The organism is Paenibacillus hunanensis, from assembly GCF_034055775.1.
Classification (GTDB): domain Bacteria; phylum Bacillota; class Bacilli; order Paenibacillales; family Paenibacillaceae; genus Saccharibacillus; species Saccharibacillus hunanensis.
Genome location: NZ_CP139194.1, coordinates 3,435,738 through 3,457,625 on the forward strand (window position 1 = coordinate 3,435,738; position 21,888 = coordinate 3,457,625).

At 44.5% G+C, this 21,888-nt stretch carries 18 protein-coding genes; 3 read left to right on the top strand and 15 right to left on the bottom strand.

Annotated features, from left to right (window positions below):
- Positions 1-96 precede the first annotated feature (96 nt).
- Positions 97-501, bottom strand: coding sequence for a hypothetical protein (locus SK066_RS13835; protein ID WP_320541949.1), 405 nt, complete (start codon positions 499-501; stop codon positions 97-99).
- Positions 502-951: 450 nt separating this feature from the next.
- Between SK066_RS13835 and SK066_RS13840 the strand changes: the two genes are divergently transcribed.
- Positions 952-1,875: a GNAT family N-acetyltransferase gene (locus SK066_RS13840; protein WP_320541950.1), complete on the top strand. Its 924-nt coding sequence runs from the start codon at positions 952-954 to the stop codon at positions 1,873-1,875.
- Positions 1,876-1,962: 87 nt separating this feature from the next.
- Here SK066_RS13840 and SK066_RS13845 read toward each other — a convergent pair whose 3' ends face one another.
- The 5 genes from SK066_RS13845 to SK066_RS13865 all read right to left on the bottom strand — a co-directional run bounded on the left by SK066_RS13845 (position 1,963) and on the right by SK066_RS13865 (position 6,586).
- Positions 1,963-2,466 (bottom strand): hypothetical protein, encoded by a 504-nt coding sequence (locus tag SK066_RS13845; protein WP_320541951.1) that lies wholly within the window; start codon positions 2,464-2,466, stop codon positions 1,963-1,965.
- 194 nt (positions 2,467-2,660) lie between these two features.
- Entirely contained in the window at positions 2,661-4,457 is a 1,797-nt protein-coding gene (rlmD, locus tag SK066_RS13850; protein ID WP_407673672.1) for a 23S rRNA (uracil(1939)-C(5))-methyltransferase RlmD, read from the bottom strand.
- Positions 4,458-4,715: 258 nt separating this feature from the next.
- Positions 4,716-5,045 (bottom strand): GtrA domain-containing protein, encoded by a 330-nt coding sequence (locus SK066_RS13855; protein WP_320541952.1) that lies wholly within the window; start codon positions 5,043-5,045, stop codon positions 4,716-4,718.
- Between the two features lie 109 nt (positions 5,046-5,154).
- Complete coding sequence (locus SK066_RS13860; protein ID WP_320541953.1) at positions 5,155-5,727, bottom strand: nitroreductase family protein; 573 nt, start codon at positions 5,725-5,727, stop codon at positions 5,155-5,157.
- A 400-nt stretch (positions 5,728-6,127) separates the two neighbouring features.
- Positions 6,128-6,586 carry a DIP1984 family protein gene (locus SK066_RS13865; protein ID WP_320541954.1) on the bottom strand — a complete coding sequence of 153 codons (459 nt, stop codon included), beginning with the start codon at positions 6,584-6,586 and terminating at the stop codon, positions 6,128-6,130.
- 242 nt (positions 6,587-6,828) lie between these two features.
- Between SK066_RS13865 and SK066_RS13870 the strand changes: the two genes are divergently transcribed.
- On the top strand, positions 6,829-7,314 hold the full coding sequence (locus tag SK066_RS13870; RefSeq protein WP_320541955.1) for a CYTH domain-containing protein: 486 nt from the start codon (positions 6,829-6,831) through the stop codon (positions 7,312-7,314).
- 267 nt (positions 7,315-7,581) lie between these two features.
- Here SK066_RS13870 and SK066_RS13875 read toward each other — a convergent pair whose 3' ends face one another.
- The 5 genes from SK066_RS13875 to SK066_RS13895 form a co-directional block, all read right to left on the bottom strand.
- Positions 7,582-8,037, bottom strand: a complete 456-nt coding sequence (locus tag SK066_RS13875; protein WP_320541956.1) for a hypothetical protein — start codon at positions 8,035-8,037, stop codon at positions 7,582-7,584.
- Between the two features lie 26 nt (positions 8,038-8,063).
- On the bottom strand, positions 8,064-8,621 hold the full coding sequence (locus SK066_RS13880; protein ID WP_320541957.1) for a ribosomal maturation YjgA family protein: 558 nt from the start codon (positions 8,619-8,621) through the stop codon (positions 8,064-8,066).
- Between the two features lie 730 nt (positions 8,622-9,351).
- A complete protein-coding gene (locus tag SK066_RS13885) occupies positions 9,352-9,738 on the bottom strand; it encodes a hypothetical protein (RefSeq protein ID WP_320541958.1) in 387 nt (128 codons plus the stop codon).
- 536 nt (positions 9,739-10,274) lie between these two features.
- On the bottom strand, positions 10,275-11,720 hold the full coding sequence (locus tag SK066_RS13890) for a sugar porter family MFS transporter (protein ID WP_320541959.1): 1,446 nt from the start codon (positions 11,718-11,720) through the stop codon (positions 10,275-10,277).
- 661 nt (positions 11,721-12,381) lie between these two features.
- Entirely contained in the window at positions 12,382-12,927 is a 546-nt protein-coding gene (locus SK066_RS13895; protein ID WP_188776772.1) for a GNAT family N-acetyltransferase, read from the bottom strand.
- Positions 12,928-13,345: 418 nt separating this feature from the next.
- On the opposite strand from SK066_RS13895, the gene SK066_RS13900 reads away from it, so the two are divergent.
- On the top strand, positions 13,346-14,878 hold the full coding sequence (locus SK066_RS13900; protein ID WP_188776771.1) for a glycine betaine uptake BCCT transporter: 1,533 nt from the start codon (positions 13,346-13,348) through the stop codon (positions 14,876-14,878).
- 288 nt (positions 14,879-15,166) lie between these two features.
- Here the strand turns inward: SK066_RS13900 and odhB are convergent, their stop codons facing one another.
- The 4 genes from odhB to SK066_RS13920 all read right to left on the bottom strand — a co-directional run bounded on the left by odhB (position 15,167) and on the right by SK066_RS13920 (position 21,680).
- Positions 15,167-16,438 (bottom strand): 2-oxoglutarate dehydrogenase complex dihydrolipoyllysine-residue succinyltransferase, encoded by a 1,272-nt coding sequence (gene odhB / locus SK066_RS13905; RefSeq protein WP_188776770.1) that lies wholly within the window; start codon positions 16,436-16,438, stop codon positions 15,167-15,169.
- A 6-nt stretch (positions 16,439-16,444) separates the two neighbouring features.
- The gene (locus tag SK066_RS13910) at positions 16,445-19,330 is read right to left on the bottom strand and encodes a 2-oxoglutarate dehydrogenase E1 component (RefSeq protein ID WP_320541960.1); all 2,886 of its coding nucleotides are present in this window, start codon (positions 19,328-19,330) and stop codon (positions 16,445-16,447) included.
- Between the two features lie 541 nt (positions 19,331-19,871).
- Positions 19,872-20,339, bottom strand: coding sequence for a GNAT family N-acetyltransferase (locus tag SK066_RS13915; RefSeq protein ID WP_320541961.1), 468 nt, complete (start codon positions 20,337-20,339; stop codon positions 19,872-19,874).
- 666 nt (positions 20,340-21,005) lie between these two features.
- On the bottom strand, positions 21,006-21,680 hold the full coding sequence (locus tag SK066_RS13920; protein WP_320541962.1) for a stalk domain-containing protein: 675 nt from the start codon (positions 21,678-21,680) through the stop codon (positions 21,006-21,008).
- Positions 21,681-21,888 lie beyond the last annotated feature (208 nt).

A 21,888-nucleotide genomic window follows, 5' to 3' on the forward strand; every position in this document is an offset into this window, starting at 1 on the left:
CTTAGTCTGTAGATGATATGCATCATCTATCTAGTTTGTTCCAATCTGTTTACGGCGATCTCTTCTCCTTATTACTCTAATTACAGCATCGCTATTCTATATGATCCAATGCACTTCCTCGATGGATACGACTTCAATCTTATTGCAATAGAACATAAAATCCTCCTCCTTCTCAAAATCTCGAACCTGATACGTAATAGACTCCCAGCCTCGATCTGCGATATCCAATATTTCAAAACCACTTAATTGTATTACCTTCCCATCAGTAGATAAATTAAGACTTCCTAATGTATAAAAACGAATGGTAACCTTATATGTAGCGTGACGATCCTTGGGCACTAAAACAAAATCAATAACGAGCGTAGATTTATTATGAACATCGAATAAAGCGACTGTATCTATCGCAACTGTATAATGAAAGCTCGTGATAAAATGCAAATCCAGCATTGAAAAATCATGCACCTTAGAGGTTATTAAATCAAGATTTCTTATTTTTAGCATTCTGTCTCTCCTCTTTATTCATTATTGCATTCAATTGCTGAATGGGTAGTACGTACAACCCGGACAAATTTCCTTGGCTTGGGATAGATTAATTTTCATCTTAAACTGTTTTTCAATGATATTTAAAATTTCTTTTATAGCACATTTTTCAACAACAGCATTGATATCGTAGCAATCTCCTACGTCTATTTTTCTTTGCATTAATGGACAATAATACTACTACTCATCCTCCACGCTTCTCATCTACTTTCTACATAAACTATTTATATTTTATTGCGAGTGCTGTTTGATACAACAATCACCATATGCTAATCTCAATAGTAATCACCATCAAAGGAGGCGTTTGTTCTGATCCATCTAATATTAACAAAAGGCGAATTTATTAAGGGGAAATCGTATAACTAGCCCTGCAACCTGCGAAGCTCCCCCAAGACTGAGAGGGATATTATTTTGAACGAAGCATCAACAGAATTAATTATTCGTCATTTTCAAAAGCAAGATATATCTTTACTCGGCGAATTGCATCAAGCTGTTACTGCTCAGGAAAATGCTGTATTCTGGTGGGTCGGCGAAGAAGAGAACTGGTGTAATGTGTATTGTGCGTTTGAAGCAGGAAAGATGATTGCGAAGGGGCAGGTTAGCATTGTGAATAGTATACCACCCGGTCGTGCAGTAGATACATGCCATTCGATCTACATTAATCTCAAAACAACTCCTGACCGAGAACAGGATTACGCTCTACTCCATGCTATGTATCAGAAGCTTTACATACGAGCGAAGCAATTAAAAGAAGGCTTGTCGCGTGAATATGAGACAATGCTGTGTGTGGGCAATGATTCCACAGAAGTAGCTAATAATGAATTTTTTGTGCAAAAGGGCTATGCTCCTCTGAATCGTTTATATGGTATGAATCGAGATTTGAATGAATCTATTATTGATGTACAGCTTCCTGAAGGCTTTGAGTTTTCATATTGGAAAATGGGAAGTGCTGGCGAGGAACAAGAATATCTGGATGTAGAAATGGAGATTTGGCCAGATGCTCCACTCATTCCAGGGCGATTAGCTGAATACAAAAGTAACCGACACTGGACATCTATGGTCATTCATCACACAGGTATCATCGTCGGTGGACTCATGGCATGGCAGGAAGATGATTATGGCATCATCGAAGATGTCTTCGTGCGCAGGTCATGGAGAAACCGCGGTTTAGCCAAATATTTACTTGTACAAGCGCTAATCTATCTGAAAACCAACGAATTACACTCTGCCCATCTGGAAGTGGTGACGACCAACCAATCAGCTTTATCCTTGTATCAGTCTGTTGGTTTCCACGTAGATAGTGAAGAAATAAGGTATTTTATACAGCTAAATTAAGCAATACAATAGGGGCGATAAGCCCCTTTTGTTATGTCTAATCATAGCTACCTCTGCTATGCATTCACTCGCCAATAACGGCTTACTCTAGCATCTAATCACTTTTGAATACACAGTTAGTATATAGGAGCTTTCTATCTTGATCTCATTGCATTCTGCTTTAGCCATCACATTCTGATCAATCTGTAGCTCCTCATAGTACGAAGTCATAACTTGAGCTAAGCAATTTGTCTTATCTAACGCACATCTGAATGGCAGCTCCAAACCTTCATAAAACGAAACGACAGACAGCCGAAGTGCAGGAATTTGATAATCTGCCCACGCATAAAAGATAAAAGACTTCGATGTAAAATATGTACTCAAATAAGCTACCCATGAATGCTCAATAAAATTGAAAATCTGTTCGAGCTCAGTTATCGAAATTTTATTTTTCTTAATTAGTTTGTTTAGATTTTGAATCGTATACATATTGTAATTAGCTTCGGCATGGTATTGACTGCTATCATTGGAAAATAAAAAATCTGGTCGTTCGGCTAATGCCATCAACTGATTGTATGCGTTCATCTCTTTATTTTTTAGAAAATCAATCATCTGGACTCCTCTTTACTTTCAAATTAGTCTTACTTTTATTAGATAGCATATACGATGTGATTAGCTATTCCTCTATTTATTAAAATCGCCTTGAGCACAATCATTATATCGTTTAAATTTAGGTGGCTGTTTAATTAAAATAAAGAGAGGGGCATATCCCCTCTCTTTTTTCTTTTGCCAATATCTCTCTTACTTTAAGTGTTCTTGCGCACTAACAACGTCACTGCCTCCACATGACTCGTCTGTGGAAACATATCTACCGGCTGTACCCACTGAATCTCATATCCGCCATCCAGTAGCACCTTACAATCCTTCGCCAGTGTCGATGGATTACACGATACATAGACCATACGATCTGGCTTCGTCTTGAGTACGGTGTTTAGAAATTCCTGCTCCAAGCCGGTACGAGGTGGATCGGCGATAATCACATCGGGGCTCATGCCTTTTTTCACCCAGCGTGGCAGTAATTCCTCTGCTTTCCCCACATGGAATGTGGCATTTGTACGCCCATTACGTGCTGCATTGCGCGTTGCATCCTCCGCAGCCTCAGCGATTGTCTCAATACCGTGTACTTCCTTCGCATACGGCGCGAGCCACAGACCGATCGTACCTGTTCCACAATAAGCATCGATCACCGTTTCTTTACCTGTTAATGCGGCAGCCGCACGAACCGATTCGTATAGCTTGATCGTCTGCTGCGGATTCAGCTGGAAGAACGCTCGTGGGGACAGGGCAAATTCCAGATCACCCAGCGACTCGACCATAGCTTCTTTTCCCCATAGCGTAGTCGTATGCTCGCCGAAAATAAGCGAGGTGCGCTTGGTATTGATATTCATCGCAATGCCGGACAGATCTGGCAGTGTGGCACGCAGACGTTCGATCAATTCTTCCTGACGTGGAAGCTGGCTCGATGTGGTGATCAGCGTGATTTGTAGCTCGTTCGACTGGAAGCCGTAACGTACAACAACCGTTTTCACACCATCGCGAGCTTCTTTATCCGTATAGAGAGGAATGTTCAGCTCTTGAAGCACGGTTTTAACCGTTTCGATGGTGCTATTCACCTGTGGATGCTGGATGGGGCAGCCGCTAATATCGACGATCCGATGGCTGTTCATCTCATACAGTCCCGCGATCACAGCACCGTTTCCTTCACGATCTAGCTGTAACTGGGCTTTATTCCGATATGCCCATGGGTGCTCCATACCGAGCATCGGCTTGATTTTCACCGCATCCAGCTCCGTATAGCGTGCAAAGGCTTCGCGTACGATATCCGTTTTCGCCTGTAGCTGTCCTTCATAGGAAATATGCTGAATCTGACAGCCACCACACACGTCGAATACCGGACAGGGCGGCTCAATACGCTGTGGTGATTTCTTTTCAAGCTCGCGAATTGTGGCTTTGATGAATTTGTGCTGAACCTCAGTTACATTAGACTTGATCACTTCACCAGGTAATGCACCATCGATGAAGACGGCTTTGCGGCGATAATAGCCTACACCTTCTCCGTTAATTCCCAGACGCTTGATCGTTACGATAATCGGATCGCCCACTTGCAGTTCTTCCGCATGATCGCGTGCAGGAGCAGACTTTGTGGGACGCTTGGATGGGGAGGATTGACGTGCTTTGTAGTTGTTGGGCTTATGGCTTGCCGAATGTCCAGACTTTGGTTGGGACGATTGGAAGTCTGTTTTATGACGTGACGTACTTGCATTGGTAGACTTCTGCTGCGTTGTGCCAGATTGTGTTCGTTTCGCTTCGGCAGAACGGTTAGATGGCGCTCCAGCATGGGATGCACCTTTGGCGTGCTGTTTTTTAGACGTATAGGAATCCGACTTGCTCTGAGAGCCTGCGGAACGATGAGTGAATGAATGTTCTTGGCGTGAGCCGGACTTTGCAGTGCGAGGCTTTGCATGTGACGATGTCGCTTGATCGCGCCCTGGCTTACGGCCTGGTTGAGAGCTCCCCGAATTGGAGCTGGATTTATGTGTCATGATATAGTCTCCGTTTTCCTTGATTTGTGGTCGTGTCCCATCTTACCACAAACGGAGGGCAGGGTTAACCGTGTTTTTGTCAGAAGTGTTACGTAGCATATCGATGTATATTGTCTTTTAGACGATTGTGTGTCAATTTCTTATTCGTACCAAATAAAAAGCAGCTGTTGCCACAGACGGTCTATGTCTGCGCAACATACTGCTTTTGGTGATATTTTCTAAGTCGGGCTTGATTCGTATTGTCTATCATTCGTACTACTACAGCTTGAATAAAGGTTCGTCATAGGCTTGATAGGAATAAAATAGTGGTCGAAGCGTATAATTGACAACGAGCTGAACAGCAACGGCAATTAGTACACCGATGGTAGCCAGCGTCCCTCCACTCCACAGACAGATCGTAAGCACCAGCAACCCTACAGCCAGAGATATACCGGAAACGATAGCACGTGAGCCTCTCGTCGGATACAGCTCTGCATAGCATGCTGGACAAAAGCCATCGTCACGAGCACTTGCTTTGGTGAGCATACGGGCTTCCTGCTTGGTGAATACATGCTGACAGCAAGGACAAACGGGAGCGTATAATGCCATACATTCACCTCCTGCATTACTTTCTAACGTGTTGCTTCTATGATTATTGTGATTGATCGAAGATCATTGTTATTGGTCAAAAATCATTGCGACCGATCAAAAGTAACGATTAATTACTTGTTGTTGGATACGTCGTAATCCATTCTGTTTTCTCAGCAAATGGTGTACGTTTGCTCGTCTGATCGGTACGTTCAGGAACACCGAGATAGATAAAGCCGAGCATTTTGCCTTTTTCGCTAAGACCGAAGGCTTTGTTCATTTCTACATGGTAGCAAGGCTCACCACTTCTCCAGACTGCGCCAAGCCCAAGCTCATGAATCTCTAACAGCATATTTTGAATCGCTGCGAATACAGCACCGTATTCTTCAAGCTCAATCACCTTGGAGTTATCGACAGGCTCGACAGCGACGGCAATAATAACAGGCGCACGATCTACTTTACTACGCGCGGAGGCTGCTTTGTCCTCATCTGCGCCCTCTGCACGTGCAACATTGGCCAGTGCATCGCCCAGCTTATAGCGTCCATCGCCTTCCAGTACAAAAAATTTCCATGGCTCCGTCAGACGATGGTTGGGCGCCCAGATGCCTGCTTCTAGAATTTGTTCGATATGTGTACGAGAAATTGGATCGGGCTTCACTTTACCGATCGAACGGCGGTTGCGAATCGTTTCGGATATGGACATAAATAAACCTCCTGATAATCGTTCTCAATTAATCTTACTATGTATTGTACACTACTTGCTAGCAAATCTCTAATACAACCCAATTGTGAATACACTTGCTCTCTGTCAAACCCCAAACCCGCCCTCATGATCATATGACCAGCACACGGTAGTAAATCGTTATGTGTAAGATGTACATTTGTCACTTTACAAGGCAAAATTGTACATGAGGAATTGAACCTCAGGATGGCCCCTCATCCTTACCGCAAGTCCAACTTAACCAGTTGGCGGTTCGTGCTCGCTTCATGAGATCATTACCTGCTGACAGAGAGTATAGAGTTGCTCGTTCAGTTTTTGGTTTAATGGATCATATGCAATCCGTCTATCTAATCGATCATGATCCTGTAGCTCATGATCATAATCAATCCACTAATTCGGTACTCCAATTCAGCTCCTGCAAGCGAATATCCAGTTCACGGTATTCCTTTGCCAGCTGATCCGCCTGGCGCTGGAGCGCGGCAATATCGACGGTAGATACATAACGAAGCTCTGTGCGTGTGAATCGATCCTGACGTACACTTGCGGATTCAATCAACTCGCTCAGTGCATGACGATGCTGCGCCAGTATATCTCGATCAGCCAGTGCATCAGCAATCGTACGCTTCTCATCAAATGCAACTGCACAGTTGGTACGATTAATACGGCGTACAAGTGAACCCTGCTCCTTCAGTAGCTGTTCCAGCTCACGCAGCAGCTCCTCTGGCTTCTCGGGTGGCGTATCGCCTTCCTGCACTTTGGCGTTTGCAGTTAATCTTGATTTGACCTGATTGTAACGCTTCTGAACATCTGCACGTAAAATCAATGCTTCTGCTAATCTCATAGGATCACCTCATTTATGTATAAGTTTCAATGGTTGGTAGTATCGGTACAATCTGCAAAGCTACGATATGTATAGTATTATAGGAGTAATCATAGTAGCATTGCAAATTAGCAAGCAAGCTTGATACTCAATCGTGCTGCTATTCGCTAACAGTCACCCTATTATAAAATTACAGCAGGATAGGTGTAACAAGCGACGATTGCTGATTGGCTACATCCCATTACTCAGGAGGCTCCACAATTATGGCTAAAGAAATCGAACGTAAATACCTGCTCTCTCACCTTCCTGACGATCTGTTCATTACTCGCACACAGGAGATCGATCAGACCTATCTCGCCTCTACTGATCATGAATCATTACGTGTACGCCGCTTGCTCAGTAATGGCGAAGAAAGCTTCACAATGACCCATAAAGCAGGCAAAGGTATTTCTCGTGACGAAACCGAATTTCAGATCGGACGCGAGCTATACGAGCAATTAACGGAACGTCTGCATGTGATTCCACTGCGCAAAACGCGCCATAAGGTTCAGCTAGATGGTCGTAGCTATGATCTGGACATTTACCATAATACGGTGCAGCATGGATTGATCACGATTGAAATCGAGTTTGAAAGCGAAGCCGATTATCATGCATATGAAGCCCCCTCGTGGTTTGGTGAAGATGTCACAGAACAGGGCACCTATGTGAATAGCCAGCTCTGGCAGGATATTCAGGAGCAGGCAAAGTAAGGATAAGTAGTGTTGATGCGATGGACTATTTACAAGTTCATCACAGTTAACTTACACGTTTAACTTAAGTTTACTTAAAAAGTTACTATGTATTGTATGCCATGCCCATTTAGTAATAAGCCCCAATTGATTACAGGTCTGCTAGAGACTGGATCGATTGAGGCTTATATTTATTTTGTAGCTATATTGATCTATGAACTGAAATATATCCTACAGCATGTATACGAGGACGAGGGTTACAGATGATCCATTGCTATCGCGCAACAATCAAGCTCTCCCATTAAACTGCTGCAAGCTGCGAATCTCTTCCATTACCGATTCCGGATGGGTAAATGGACATTCGCCTGTAAAATACCAATCTCCTAATATGTGCAGTAGCTCATACACTTCATTATAATATTCATCTGGATACGGATTAGCGCGGCGGAATGCTTCATGAGAAGACCAGTTTCGAATAAATTGAATGACAAACCAGATATCGCCAGCTACTTTCCGCTGAAGCACCTGGGCGCCAACAGTCGAATGGATATAAGAGTACATTAGCGTGAGCAGAGCTACCGCATGATCTGGCTCCCAGCACAGATCGACCCGTAGCTTGAGTATAAAGGACTCCGCTTCTCCATCCAGCTCATGACGCAATGATTCCGAAGGGTCGGGTGCAATCGATGATTCGTTATCATCCGAGGATGCGTAGTCAGATGGTTCAAATGGTGGTGAAAACATATAATACCCTCCAATCGCTCAATTATTTATTGTCGTAACATGTAACGAGCAAGCCAATCCAACCCAGCAGCAAGCCCTACACCTACGGTATATCGAATCAGATCAACAACTAGAAAGCCATGTCCCAAGATCAGCCCTCCAATCGTTCTATCACGAAGCTGGCGAATCCATTCTGCCTGATACAGCTGACTGAACTCGATCCCATAGCAAAATAGCAATGCAGCAAGTATCGCCATCCCATAACCGCGATATAGTAGCATTCTACATCCCCAGTACACCATCATTGCCCACAGCATATCTCCTGCATGAGCAGCAACAAATGGCGGCAACGCATTTGCATAGCGGCGTGAAGCTAATCCCAGCACAATCGTTACAAGAACAGCAAGCCCATAACCTAATCGTTGCTTGCTAAACATTGTTTTCCTAAAGATCGTTTCAGTATACGTTGCAGAATTGCCAGCACGACTAATAACCACTTGATCTGCTGTAGGCGAAGCAGCATCATTTCGCTCTCTCTCCTCCGCATCTACAGCAGAAACACTTTGCTTACGATGATGCAAACTAGATTTGTCTCTCTGCTTCATGATTCGCCTGTTTCTCCTATATGAAAGATAAAATGCAGATGATCACGCTCTTCAAATCCATTCGTGTATTCCCATATACCTCTCTAATCCAACCCAATGTTTCATAAAATACGACTCGCACATCTCTATCACTAATACGTATTAAAAATCATCATCTTCCACTAAATCCTACTCACAAATAAGCTCATAAACAAATCTCTCTAACCTGAAAACGAGCTTCAAATGACTATAACTATACACCTTTTCCAGGCGATAATGGTTGATATTCTGTAAACTATGTATATCATAATCCGGTCTTTTGCTCTTAATTCATGCTATTATTGTGCACTACTATTATCACTTCTACTATATTTCTAATCTACTCGTTTCACTAACAGCGAATGATCAACATCTAAGCTCAAGCATCTGGGCTCAAGAAAAAGCTTTAGATCTAAAAAGTATATAAATATACTTCACTTGTTACTATTATCCCATCACTTTTACTCTCCCCACCAATCACCTGCACTTCTTTGATTGAAATCCTTATACTGCTTACTTGCATAAAGCCTCAGAGATACATTTAAAATCCGCGAGATTAAAGTGAATCCTACTTTAATCGTTCAAGGTTTTACCCTTTTCCTATTATACCAGCTTGATAAACTAGATACGAATATGACGATCTATAAGGTATGTAACTAGAAAGTCATCTGTATTTCTATTATGAATTTTTCATATAATGAAATAATTAGTTTTAAAGATATAAAGTAGTAAGTATAGGGTTTACGAGGTTTACGAGGTTTACGAGGTTTACGAGGTTTACGAGGTTTACGAGGTTTACGAGGTTTACGAGGTTTACGAGGTTTACGAGGTTTACGAGGTTTACGAGGTTTACGAGGTTTACGAGGTTTACGAGGTTTACGAGGTTTACGAGGTTTACGAAGTTCAGGAGGTATAAGGGGTTCTTGAGGTTCTTGAGGTTCTTGAGGTTCTTGAGGTTCTTGAGGTTCTTGAGGTTCTTGAGGTTCTTGAGGTTCTTGAGGTTCTTGAGGTTCTTGAGGTTCTTGAGGTTCTTGAGGTTCTTGAGGTTCTTGAGGTTCTTGAGGTTCATAGAGTCTACGGAATTTGCAGAGCTTATCAAATTCTCAAACTCCCTTATTCTATAGCACCACTACACCCTCCCCTCTCAAGCTTCAATAAATTCATCGCATAAAATCATACACCCCATAAACCTACAATCCATCATAAATTCCCTCCACCACCCATCTTTTCACCTAAATCCAGCCCCATACACTCCCAGCACCTAACGGAAAAAAGCAAATAAGGGCGACGGACGACTTTGGAGTAGGAAATCTACATTTCTTCCATATTCGTAGATTTGCTACTCCACCCGAGTCCGTGCCCTTATTGCTTTTTGGAGTGGATGTCCCCAGATGCCACCAGAACACCACTAAGAGGCTATTAAGACACTACCAGTATGCCACTAAGAGGCTATCAGCATACTAGTAGGATGTCACCATGATCATCCTAAATTCCAGCCTCAGCTAAGCGATGCTAAATTCCAAACTCTACATTTCAGAACCTGAATTCTAAGGTTAATGGGATTGCCATGTAAACGTTATGCCGTTCACCTTATCAGCTGCCTATAAAGCTCCCTGTACAGTACGTAAAAGGAGATTATTTCAACGCAGCCGTACCACCTTTCGAATCACGCCCAGCCCCTGTAAGCTTCTTGCCAAACTCACGAAACTTCTGTTCCACCTGCTCCAGTGTAAGCCCTCTCGTCTCCGGCAAGAACTTCAATACAAATGCCAGCGCAACCACACCAAGCGCCACGAATACATAAAAGGTCATCGACAAGCCAATGCTACCCGTCATAATTGGGAACAATAGTCCAACCGAGAAATTGACCATCCAGCTACAAAATACACTGATCCCCATCCCAAATCCACGCAGTCGCAGCGGGAAAATTTCAGATAGCATCAACCAGGTTACCGGCGATACCGCTCCCTGCTGGAAGGCAAGGAAGGTAACGGTTAAGCCCAGAATCACATACGGCAATGCCGCCGTTCCAGCTAGCATATTCGAGAAAATAGCAATCAGTAACAAGGCCGTTGTCGTTCCTGCCAGCCCAGTAATCAGCATAGGGCGGCGACCAACACGACCGACCAGCCACATGCCGAAGAATGTCGCTGCCACCGAAATGACACCATTGGCAATATTACCGATCAGTGCCGCATTCGTGCCAAAACCGGATTGACGCAAGATTTCTGTACCGTAATACATAATCGAGTTTACACCAGTAATCTGCTGCACAACACCAATCCCGATTCCGATCAAAACGATACGACGAATCCATGGTGTTGCCATATCGCGGAAGCTTGCCTGTTCGACTTCTTCCTCGGTTTCCGTGTTTTCCTTAATTTCCTCCAGCTCGCGCGTAGCCTGCTTTTTACTGCGCATACGTTGCAATACACGAAAAGCACGTTTATTCTCTTGATTCGCTACGAGCCAACGCGGACTTTCCGGTACACGGAACATACCGATAAACAGAAATACTGCCGGGATCGCTGCCATCGCTAGCATATAGCGCCAGATATGACCATTATGACCTAGCGTTGTACCAAGAATCGCATTGAATACAAAAGCAAGCAGCTGACCACTTACGATCATAAGCTCATTACGTGTAACGATACCGCCACGCTTCTGTGCTGGCGCAATCTCTGCGAGATAAGAAGGTACGGTAACCGATGCACCACCCACTGCCAGTCCTAGAATAAAGCGACAAGCGACCATAAACGGTACATTAGGCGCGAGCGCCGAACCAATCGTCGCACAAAAGAATAAAATCGATAGGTAGCGAATACTTTGTCTTCGACCGATCCGGTCAGATAGACGTCCACCGAGCACCGCACCAAATGCTGCACCAAGCAGCAGCGAGCTGGTAACCATACCTTCAGTCAACGAATTCAGATTGAGCTGATCTGCTGCCGACATGAATGGCAGCGCCCCGTTGATCACTCCGGTATCATAACCGAATAACAAGCCACCCAGCGTCGATATGAGAATGACTTTGCGTAAAAAAGCCCGCCGACTTGCTTCATCATTTTGAATTGTACTCATTGCCTTCACTCCTGTCATTAGTCCAAGCCTTCTTGCTTGATTAGGGTAAATCACACGAGCAAATTTGTAACAAGCTGGATCCAATAGTGACCTTCTATTACGAATCGCATCGTCCAGTCTCATTTATTTGCTAGCCGATTCATGTGTATCGATTTACACCTGTGTCTATTTTCATATACCCCGCTTGCTTGCCATCTAATCGCAGCTGTCAGTCCGCTCATTGTCACACAAACTGGGGCAGAGTGGATCTCAACATAAAAAATCCGCCTGTTATGCGAAGAGCATACAGGCGGATTCATGAAGTGACAACCGCTTACAAACTGCCAAGAATTATTTAAAATCAACACAAAATTATTAACATCCAGCAAAGATTGTCAATCTCCACCAAAGATTATTTCGCATTAAAGAACAATTGTGAACACCTAGCATATAAGCACAATGATACACCAGAGCCTGTATCGTTTACTGGCATTAAAAGACTACCTTCATACAAAATGTACAAATCGCATTCCCATTTATATATCCTAATTTGCAAGAGGTCTTATCCTAATCTTATCGGCACGGGATTATTCGACTACAGCTTAATTCCCATACAGCTAGAATACCTAGTCTAATTCACAGTGTAATTTCTAATTAGAAAGTACAGAGGGAACCTTAGAAATTACAGACGGAAGCGTCCCATCACAATCGTATTATAATAATTGCCATCAGCAAGCAGACGGTCGCGCTTGAGCACACCTTCAATCTCAAAGCCTACCTTTTTATACATATCGATCGCTTTGATATTTGTCTCGATCACCTGGAGCGTCATTTTCTGAATGCCTGTCTCATCTGCCCAGGCAACTGAATGATCTAGCAGCTGACGGCCGATGCCATGCCCCCAGTAATCCTTAATAATACCAACGCTGAATTCAACCTTATGCGCCATCCGACTTAGCGGACTGCCCTCGCAGCGTGAATAGCCAACAATGCGATCATTCGCTTCTGCTACGAGAAATAGATTCGTTTCCTTTTCTGTATCCGCTTTAATCAGCGCTTCAAAGCCTTCTGGCTCCAAATATGCCTCTCCACGGCGACGATCCAGATTCTCAGTCTCTCCATCAATTTGCAGGCGTACTTCTGCCAGGCTATGTGCATCTTCTGGTTTGGCACAACGAATTGTATATTCCAGTCCTTTAATATTGTAGCTTCTTTCTTCGATTAGCATGTATGTAGCCTCCTCACTGGTTGGTATGCAAGTATATGATCCATTTTAATGTAAAACATTTCATAGCATGTTTATTATAACGCATAGCAGCTTATTTAATAGTATCGCTTTTTATTGCTTCTGGAAACAACAGGTAAAAGTCGCTTTAATTCATATTATAGTATATTCTATAATTTCATATTTATACCAAAAATACTTATTGTATCATTATTTTTGCAATCATTTGCTGATTTCGTTATACTGGAACCCGCGCCTTTAAGCATCGATTCAGCATTATTTTTACCTATGAACAGTATACTTGAGAACAGACACTCATCCAACTTTATATGTATCTGTATGACTAACACTAGACCTACATGCAGTTAGCTGTCTGACTATGTACTGCATGACAATCAAGACAAGGAGCTGTTTATAGCCTATGAAGCAAACAACAAGTGTATTTTATGTATCTGCAATTATTTTGCTACTATTTGTTATCGTTGGTGTCGTCGCACCGCAATCTTTTGAGAATGTAACTGCCAATACGGAAGGTTTTATTACGAATACATTTGGCTGGTATTATCTGATTATTGTCACCGCTTTTGTGGCAATCTGTCTGTATCTAATGGTTAGCCCGGTCGGTAAGATCAAGCTGGGCAAACCAGAGGATAAACCGGAGTTTTCTCGCCCAACCTGGGTTGCTATGCTGTTCAGTGCTGGTGTCGGTATTGGTCTGGTCTTCTACGGAACTGCCGAGCCAATCAGCCACTATGCACTACAATCGCCTACTGGTGAAACGGGCACAAGTGCAGCGGTTCGTGACGCGATGCAGTATACCTTTTTCCACTGGGGCATTCATGCATGGGCGGTATATGGTTTAGTGGGATTATCACTCGCCTATTTTATGTTCCGACATGGTAATCCCGGCTTGATCAGCGCTACACTCAAACCTATTTTAGGCAAATATGCTACAGGTAAATTCGGCAAAGCGATTGATATTGTCGCGGTTCTTGCTACTGTTATCGGGGTATCGACCTCACTCGGCTTTGGTGCTGTACAAATTAATGGAGGCTTGTCATTCCTGTATGGTATGCCATCCAGCTTTGTAAGTCAGTTCATTATTATTATTATCGTAACCGTTCTTTTCCTCGGCTCCGCACTCAGTGGTCTGGACAAAGGGATTCGTATTCTCAGCAATGTGAATATGATTCTAGCAGGGGCATTACTGTTGCTGGTATTTATTTTAGGGCCTACATTGTTTACACTAAATCTGTTCACGGATACAATCGGTAAATATCTGCAAAACTTCATTAATATGAGCTTCCGTCTAGCTCCACTCAATTCGGAAAATCGTGAATGGATTAATACGTGGACGATCTTTTACTGGGCCTGGTGGATTGCGTGGTCGCCGTTTGTCGGCATCTTTATCGCTCGTGTATCCAAAGGTCGTACCATTCGTGAATTCGTCGCCTATGTACTGCTAGCGCCTTCAATTATTAGCTTTATCTGGTTCGCTGTATTTGGTGGCTCGGCAATTGCCTTGGAGCGTAGCGGCACCAAGCTGATCTCTGCGCTCACAACAGAGCAATCGCTGTTCGGGATGCTATCGACCTTCCCATTTGCTTCTGCCATTTCACTACTGGCAATTGGATTGATTGCTATTTTCTTCATCACCTCAGCCGATTCCGGTACCTTCGTACTTGGTATGATGACGACAAATGGTTCGCAAAATCCAAGTAACCTGCTGAAAGTGATCTGGGGTTTATTGCTAACTGCTATTGCGCTTGTTCTACTCTATTCCGGTGGATTACAGGCTCTACAAAATACGATGATTGTCGCCGCTCTCCCATTCTCATTTGTTATTATCATGATGGCGGTCAGTCTGCTTAAATCACTAAATCAAGAATCGAATCAACTAGCACGACAAAGACGAGCCAATCAACAGCAACAGCCGCCTGTCAACAAAAAGTAACTTAACGCTCTAATCATTCATATCGTTAAGATACAGACGAACCTAATGCTACAAATTCTGTTCGCTATTTCTTGATAGGCATATTGATGCAGTGAACATTCATAAATATGGCCTGCAAAAGTCGCCATGCATTATTTCCCTGCCTTTACACGCATGGTAGACGATCCAATCAAATGTAAAAGTAATTCCATCCACTTATATCAAAAAGAGCCTCTCCTTCAAATAGGAGAGGCTCTTTTATGATGTTATGCCCTTGATTGTAGAATCCAAGGCTTGGGTACCAAGCGATTAGCCCTCGATCAGCAGTGTTTCTGGATCTTCGAGCAATTCTTTTACTTTTACCAGGAAGCTTACTGCTTCGCTGCCATCAATAATACGGTGATCGTAGGACAGTGCAATGTACATCATCGGACGGTTTTCCATACGTACATCGTCGATCGCTACGGGGCGAACCTGGATTTTGTGCATACCCAGGATACCGACCTGTGGTGCGTTCAGGATTGGTGTGGACAGCAGGGAACCAAATACACCACCGTTAGTGATTGTAAATGTACCCCCTTGCAGTTCCGACAGAGCAAGACTGTTGTTGCGAGCTTTAGATGCCAGGCTGGCGATCTCTTTTTCAATACCGGCAAAACCAAGGCGATCTGCATCGCGTACGACTGGTACAACCAGACCTTCCTTCGCAGATACAGCGATACCGATATCATAGTATTTTTTGATGATTACATCATCGCCATCGATTTCAGCGTTGACCATCGGATACGCTTTGAGTGCACCGACAACAGCTTTCGTAAAGAAGGACATAAAGCCGAGGCCTACATCATGCTTCTCTTTGAATTTATCCTTACGGCGTTTACGCACGTCCAGGATCGCTGTCATATCCACTTCATTGAACGTAGTCAGCATCGCTGCATTGTGTTGCGCCTCAACGAGACGATTCGCAATCGTACGACGACGACGGGACATCGGTACACGATCAGCCGGCTTCGCAGGGTTGCTGTCAGCAGCTGGCGCTTTTGGCGGAGCTGGCTTGCTTGGAGCTGCACCCAGATTAGTTGGCTTATCGTCATGCTTGCGCACATCATCATGCTTCACACGACCGATTGGATCGTTACCCTGTACCGCAGTCAGATCGATACCACGCTCACGAGCTAACTTGCGTGCTGCTGGCGTAGCAATCGTGTCACCTGTTTCTGGCTTGCTCACCGCTACTGCTGTGGCCAGATCCGTTTTTGGCTCACGCGCTTGCTCATTAGCAGGTGCTGGAGGAGCTGGCTTATCTTCTTTAGCAGGTGGAGCTGGAGGTGCTTTTGGAGCACCATTACCCGCGCCGATCACACCAACGGATTCACCCACCTGTACAGTTTCGCCTTCTTGACGGGTGATCGATTCGATCACACCGTCTTCCTCAGCGCTGATTTCCAGGTTTACCTTGTCAGTTTCCAGTTCCAGCAGAACGTCACCCTGACTAACGGTATCTCCTTCTTTAACTACCCATTTTGATACGGTTCCTTCAGTAATCGATTCGCCCATTTCCGGTACTTTGATTTCGCTCACAGCTGCTTACCTCCCCAGGGATATGTTGTTTTTCAACGAATTTGGTTTGAGTGCTGATGTCAGGATACGCTGTTGCTCAATAGCATGAACATGCTGGTAACCACTTGCCGGGCTGGAGCGCTCCGGACGGCCGATGTAGCTCACTTCGATTCCGCCTGAAAGTGCACGCAGTCTTGGCTCCGTATATGTCCAGTAGCCCATATTCTGTGGCTCCTCCTGCAACCAGATCACCTGTTGCAGATTTTTGAAGCCAGCTAGAACATTACTGATTTCTTCTTTCGGGAACGGATACAGCTGCTCTACACGAATGATGTGCAGCCATGAGAAATCCGTATCTTTTTCTTTCTCAAGTGCCTCTTCCAGATCGATCGCCACTTTACCTGTGCAAAGGATCACGCGTTCAACCGCATCCTTGTTACCGCCCAGACCGGCTTGCTCCAAAATTGGACGGAAGCTGCCTTCACTTAGCTCCGAAGCTGGTGCTGTAACACGTGGATTACGGATCAAGCTCTTCGGCGACATCACTACGAGTGGACGCGCTTCTTCCGTTTCCGTGCTCAGCGCCTGACGACGCAGCAGGTGGAAATATTGAGACGCAGAGGTCAGGTTGGCAATGGTGAAGTTCTCCTCACCAGCCAGTTGCAGGAAGCGCTCTGGACGTGCACTGGAGTGCTCCGGTCCCATACCTTCATAGCCGTGCGGCAGAAGCATCACGAGACTGGATTTTTGTGTCCATTTACTACGACCCGCAGAGATGAACTGGTCAATCAGCACCTGTCCAGCATTTACGAAGTCGCCGTACTGTGCTTCCCAGATCACAAGCGTTTCCGGTGCATACACATTGTAGCCATATTCAAAACCGATAACCGCCGCCTCAGAGAGCGGACTGTTATGGATGGCGAACGATGCTTTGGCTTCTGGCAGTCGATGCAGTGGGCAGAATGCCTCGCCTGTTTTCGCATCATGCAGAACCAGGTTACGGTGTGCAAATGTAGCACGCTCTGCGTCCTGACCTGTGATACGGATTGGTTTGCCTTCTGCAAGAATACTTGCAAATGCAAGTGTCTCCGCATGACCCCAATCCACGCGACCTTCTGGCTCCAGCGCACCACGACGACGCTCCAGAATACGTTGCAGCTTCGGATATACATTGAAGTTCTCTGGCCATGCCAGCAATCCTTCATTGATCTTGCTCAGCAGGCTTGCCGAAACAGCAGTCTGATTAGAAGCATGTGCTGCTCCTTCACCAGCAGGATTGACTGGACCAAATGTCGATTGCGTCTCATCGCGCTTCACTTCGTCATAGGTCGTTTTCATCTGATCCTGTATTTCATTTTTGTACTTCTCATACTGATCCGTAGGAGCGATATTACGCTCTGCCAGACGGTTGCCATATATAGAAGCAACACGCAGATGATTTTTCACTTTGCCATACATGAGCGGCTGTGTTGTTTCTGGATCATCGGCTTCGTTGTGACCATAACGGCGATAACCGATCAGGTCAATCAGGAAGTCTTTTTTGAACAGATTACGATATTGCATCGCCATTTCTGCTGCACGTATACATGCTTCTGGATCATCCGCATTAACGTGGATAACCGGAATCTCGTAACCCTTCGCCAGGTCACTGGCATAATGGGTGGAACGGGAGTCCTTGCTGTCTGTCGTGAAGCCAAGACGGTTGTTAACGATAATATGAATGGTACCGCCGTTTTGGAAGCCCGGCAGCTGGTTAAAGTTCAATGTTTCGGCTACGATACCTTCGCCGGCAAATGCTGCATCACCGTGCATGATGATCGCTGCTGCCTTGTCCTTATCCTGACGCGGATAACCTTTTTCACTACGATCATCCTGTGCCGCGCGTGTAAAGCCTTCGACAACCGGGTTAACGTATTCAAGGTGACTCGGGTTGTTCGCCAAAGTCAGGCGAGTTTCATAGCTTTGCCCTTCATCTGTCAGCGAGTAACGCGCACCTAAGTGATACTTAACATCGCCTGTCCAACCGAAGTTAATGCCCATAGAGCCTTCAGATGGCATCATGTCCTTGTTCGGAGAATGATGGAATTCAGAGAAGATTTTCGCATACGGCTTGTTGAGTACATGCGCCAGTACATTCAGACGACCACGGTGAGCCATGCCCATCAGAACGTGGCGAGCTCCGCCGCGCGCAGCAATACGCACGATCGTGTCCAGCATCGGAACGAGCGCGTCATTTCCTTCAATGGAGAAACGTTTTTGTCCGACAAATGCTTTGTGCAAAAATTCTTCGAATTGCTCTACTTCGACCAGACGGTGTAGCAGATCAAGGCGTTCCTCGTCTGTTAGCGTCTGAGAAGCCGAATTCGTTTCAACCTGGCGGTTCAGCCAGTTACGCTCCTGCTCGTCATGAACATGAGCAAATTCGTAAGCGAGCGGCCCAGTGTACTTTTTACGTAGGATCTGGATCGCTTCCCAGCCGTCACGTGCTTCATCCGGCGCATTTTCCCAGATCAGAGATGCTGGAAGCTGCGATAGATCGCGCTGACTGAGTCCATACTGTTCAGGGTCAAGCAAACGCACATCAGATGGCGCGCTCAGACCAAGCGGGTCAATATCTGCTGCAAGATGTCCGTATGTACGGATATTCCATACCAGCCGTTCTGCTGCAACCGCTTTCTTCAATAGATTGGTGTCTACTTTCCCCGGAGTGCTAGTCCCATGCTCACTTGCCGTGCCGGAAACAGGCGCAGCCGGAGCTACAGGTTCCCCATTACGTTCAAAGAGTTCACGGTAACCCTCGTCTACCGAGTTCGGGTCTTGTTTGTACTTTTCATACTGCTCCTGTAGGTACCCCAAGTTGGGCCCGTAATAGGATTGCCATAGCGATGGTCTGTTCGATTCGTCGATTGTCATCGAGGATTCCCTCCGTCTTGAATTTTTTGTGAATATTTTTGTGACGGAATTGCAACACTTTCAATTATACCTCTATCTGTTTAATCACAAAATAGTCTAAAATAAGACTATGGAAGAGGAAACGGGATGTTGCTTTAAGAAAACGTTTTCTTTGGCCTGCATACAGAATAATTTAGGTTTTTTAGCCCGATTATCACGAAATTTGGGTGATGCACTCAAAAAGCGAGCTCATATCCAGCTTTCGTCATTCACTTGTCCGTAACATTGAGCACATGTGGAAGTCATACCGAGCTGGTCATGCCCCCTTACTTTGTCTGTGATCCGCTTTACATTTTCCATTCTACACCAGCCAGTTACGAATTTCCAATTTTAATTTTTAGCTATTTTGTCCAAATCTCACCAGCCCAATCTGTATGTTTACATTTACAGATGTGACGATATCGAAAACGTTATATTTAACATGGCAAAAAGGTGTCCAGCTGAAATGCGCGGACACCTTTTTTTAATATTTATGCAGCTGTCATTGTTAGCGGTCGTGCTATCAAGATACACCGAGCGGCTCTAAACGTTGGTTCAGCAGCATGTCAACGTGTGGAATGCCATCCTCCAGATAAGATTCGGAGATCGCTTCAAAACCGTATGAGCCGTAAAATGGACACAGATATTCCTGCGCTTGAATCTTGATTTCGGTTTCGCCTAGCTCCTGCTGAATGAAGTCGATCGCACGCGCAAATAGCTCGCCAGCATAACCCTTGCCACGATGTGTCGCAGGTACAATCACTCTACCGATCGATGCCTGCGTGTAGGCAATGCCCGCAGGCAGAAGGCGCGCATAGGCTGTGATTTGCTCATTTTCCAACCGATACAGATGGTAGCATTGCAGGTCTTTGCCATCCACTTCAGGGTAGGGACAATTTTGCTCCACGACAAAAATATTGGTGCGTTCTTGTAAAATGCGGTATAGCTCAATTGTGGTTAATTCGTTAAAGTGCTTAATGTGCCAGGTCATCAATAGTCAGTCTCCTTTGTTATCTAATCCATGGTGATACTGTAGTTGAACGAGCGATATAAGTACGCTGTATACTGCGATGGAACAGACAAGCGATCTTCACTCACTTCTTACAACGAGTGCCTATCGATATTTATCTGATCCTTAATCACATTGCATAAACATGAGATTTATTAAATAAGTATGAATAATTATACAACTTTATAAATGAATAAACTAGATGCTTATTGGCATTTTGTTCACGGTACCAAATTTACATAAGCAATCCCCATTAGGCAACAATTTTAGAAAAATGAATAGAATGAGCTCATCTGGTTTGATCGATTATCGCTTCTGGATAAAGATAAACTGTAGCACATGGAAAAAGTATATGTATGTATTATGTAATGTGTATTATGTAATGTGTAGTATGCAGTGTGTTATCGTTCAAGTCATTGTTAGAATAATCAATCTTTCGACTCTGTTTATCAAAGAAAAAACCTCTCTATTGGCTACTGTGCCAAGCGAGCAGAGAGGCTGTATAGTTTATATGCATTTCAGCGGATGTTATTATTTTAATCCAGCTGCATCCAATTTTATTAGAAGGTAATTCATTTTTTTAGCTTTTATCGTCTTTTATCTTTTATCGCTTCTTCTATCTTCATTTATACATTCTCAACAAAGATATTATTGGCCCTGCCAGATAATATTCACTTCATTATATCCCTGTCTATCTCCTGTTCCAGGCTGTCCGGTTGCGGTGACAGAGAAGGTTGATCCTGAATCAATGATCGTAAACGCATCCGAGCGAATCTCTTCAGATTGCTTGGTCGCTCCTTTGGAAACAAAGTATTGCTTATAGCTATTGCCAAGCTGATCCAGGCTTTGCTTCGTCAAATAGCTAAATACGACGGACTTCACGCCATCCTTGGAGCTTTCAATCACGTCAAATACTTTGGCATCAGCTGGAATTGGGAAATCCGCAGGAATATGCTGTGGACGCTGTACGTTGGAGGAGCTACTTGCAGTGGAGGGCGGAACACTGCTTGTAGACGATGAGCTGGAGCTTGCACCTGCCGAGCCAATTTTCACCTTACTTGCGGCTGCATCATAGGCAATTGGTGTGTTTAATGCTTCACCGATCGCACGAACGGGAAGGTAGGTCGTACCGTTATACGTGATTGGAGCCATTGTTTTACCGTTCGCATCTTTAGCTGTATAGGCCTGTCCATTCACTTCAATACCAATGCCATAGTTCAGCGCTGCCTTGATTTGTTGAAGATTGCTACCTGCATATACGCCTGTAGCTCCAGTAACCGCCATGCCTACGACAACAGCAGCGATCGTTAATTTCTTTTTCATTATAAACTCCTCCTCATTTTTGAATGAACCAGCCTTCTATGTATGTATGTATGTAAGTGTCATGTTATGTAAGGCCAGTACAAGCTATTAACCTGATCAGCTTGGCTTCTAAGCAATACGTTGTTAAATAGAACTCGTCGCAAAAAAAGAGCAACCTTGCTCATTGGGCAAGATTACTCTTATAAAAACGATTATAGAAGTTATTTGA

Bases quoted from the DNA above. Each gene is read 5' to 3' on its own strand.
- rlmD (WP_407673672.1), bottom strand. From the start codon at position 4,457: ATGACACATAAATCCAGCTCCAATTCGGGGAGCTCTCAACCAGGCCGT.
- SK066_RS13845 (WP_320541951.1), bottom strand. From the start codon at position 2,466: ATGATTGATTTTCTAAAAAATAAAGAGATGAACGCATACAATCAGTTG.
- SK066_RS13910 (WP_320541960.1), bottom strand. From the start codon at position 19,330: ATGACAATCGACGAATCGAACAGACCATCGCTATGGCAATCCTATTAC.
- SK066_RS13835 (WP_320541949.1), bottom strand. From the start codon at position 501: ATGCTAAAAATAAGAAATCTTGATTTAATAACCTCTAAGGTGCATGAT.
- SK066_RS13890 (WP_320541959.1), bottom strand. From the start codon at position 11,720: ATGAGTACAATTCAAAATGATGAAGCAAGTCGGCGGGCTTTTTTACGC.
- SK066_RS13900 (WP_188776771.1), top strand. From the start codon at position 13,346: ATGAAGCAAACAACAAGTGTATTTTATGTATCTGCAATTATTTTGCTA.
- SK066_RS13880 (WP_320541957.1), bottom strand. From the start codon at position 8,621: ATGAAGCAGAGAGACAAATCTAGTTTGCATCATCGTAAGCAAAGTGTT.
- SK066_RS13895 (WP_188776772.1), bottom strand. From the start codon at position 12,927: ATGCTAATCGAAGAAAGAAGCTACAATATTAAAGGACTGGAATATACA.
- SK066_RS13865 (WP_320541954.1), bottom strand. From the start codon at position 6,586: ATGAGATTAGCAGAAGCATTGATTTTACGTGCAGATGTTCAGAAGCGT.
- SK066_RS13915 (WP_320541961.1), bottom strand. From the start codon at position 20,339: ATGACCTGGCACATTAAGCACTTTAACGAATTAACCACAATTGAGCTA.
- SK066_RS13920 (WP_320541962.1), bottom strand. From the start codon at position 21,680: ATGAAAAAGAAATTAACGATCGCTGCTGTTGTCGTAGGCATGGCGGTT.
- SK066_RS13860 (WP_320541953.1), bottom strand. From the start codon at position 5,727: ATGTCCATATCCGAAACGATTCGCAACCGCCGTTCGATCGGTAAAGTG.
- SK066_RS13855 (WP_320541952.1), bottom strand. From the start codon at position 5,045: ATGGCATTATACGCTCCCGTTTGTCCTTGCTGTCAGCATGTATTCACC.
- SK066_RS13875 (WP_320541956.1), bottom strand. From the start codon at position 8,037: ATGTTTTCACCACCATTTGAACCATCTGACTACGCATCCTCGGATGAT.
- SK066_RS13870 (WP_320541955.1), top strand. From the start codon at position 6,829: ATGGCTAAAGAAATCGAACGTAAATACCTGCTCTCTCACCTTCCTGAC.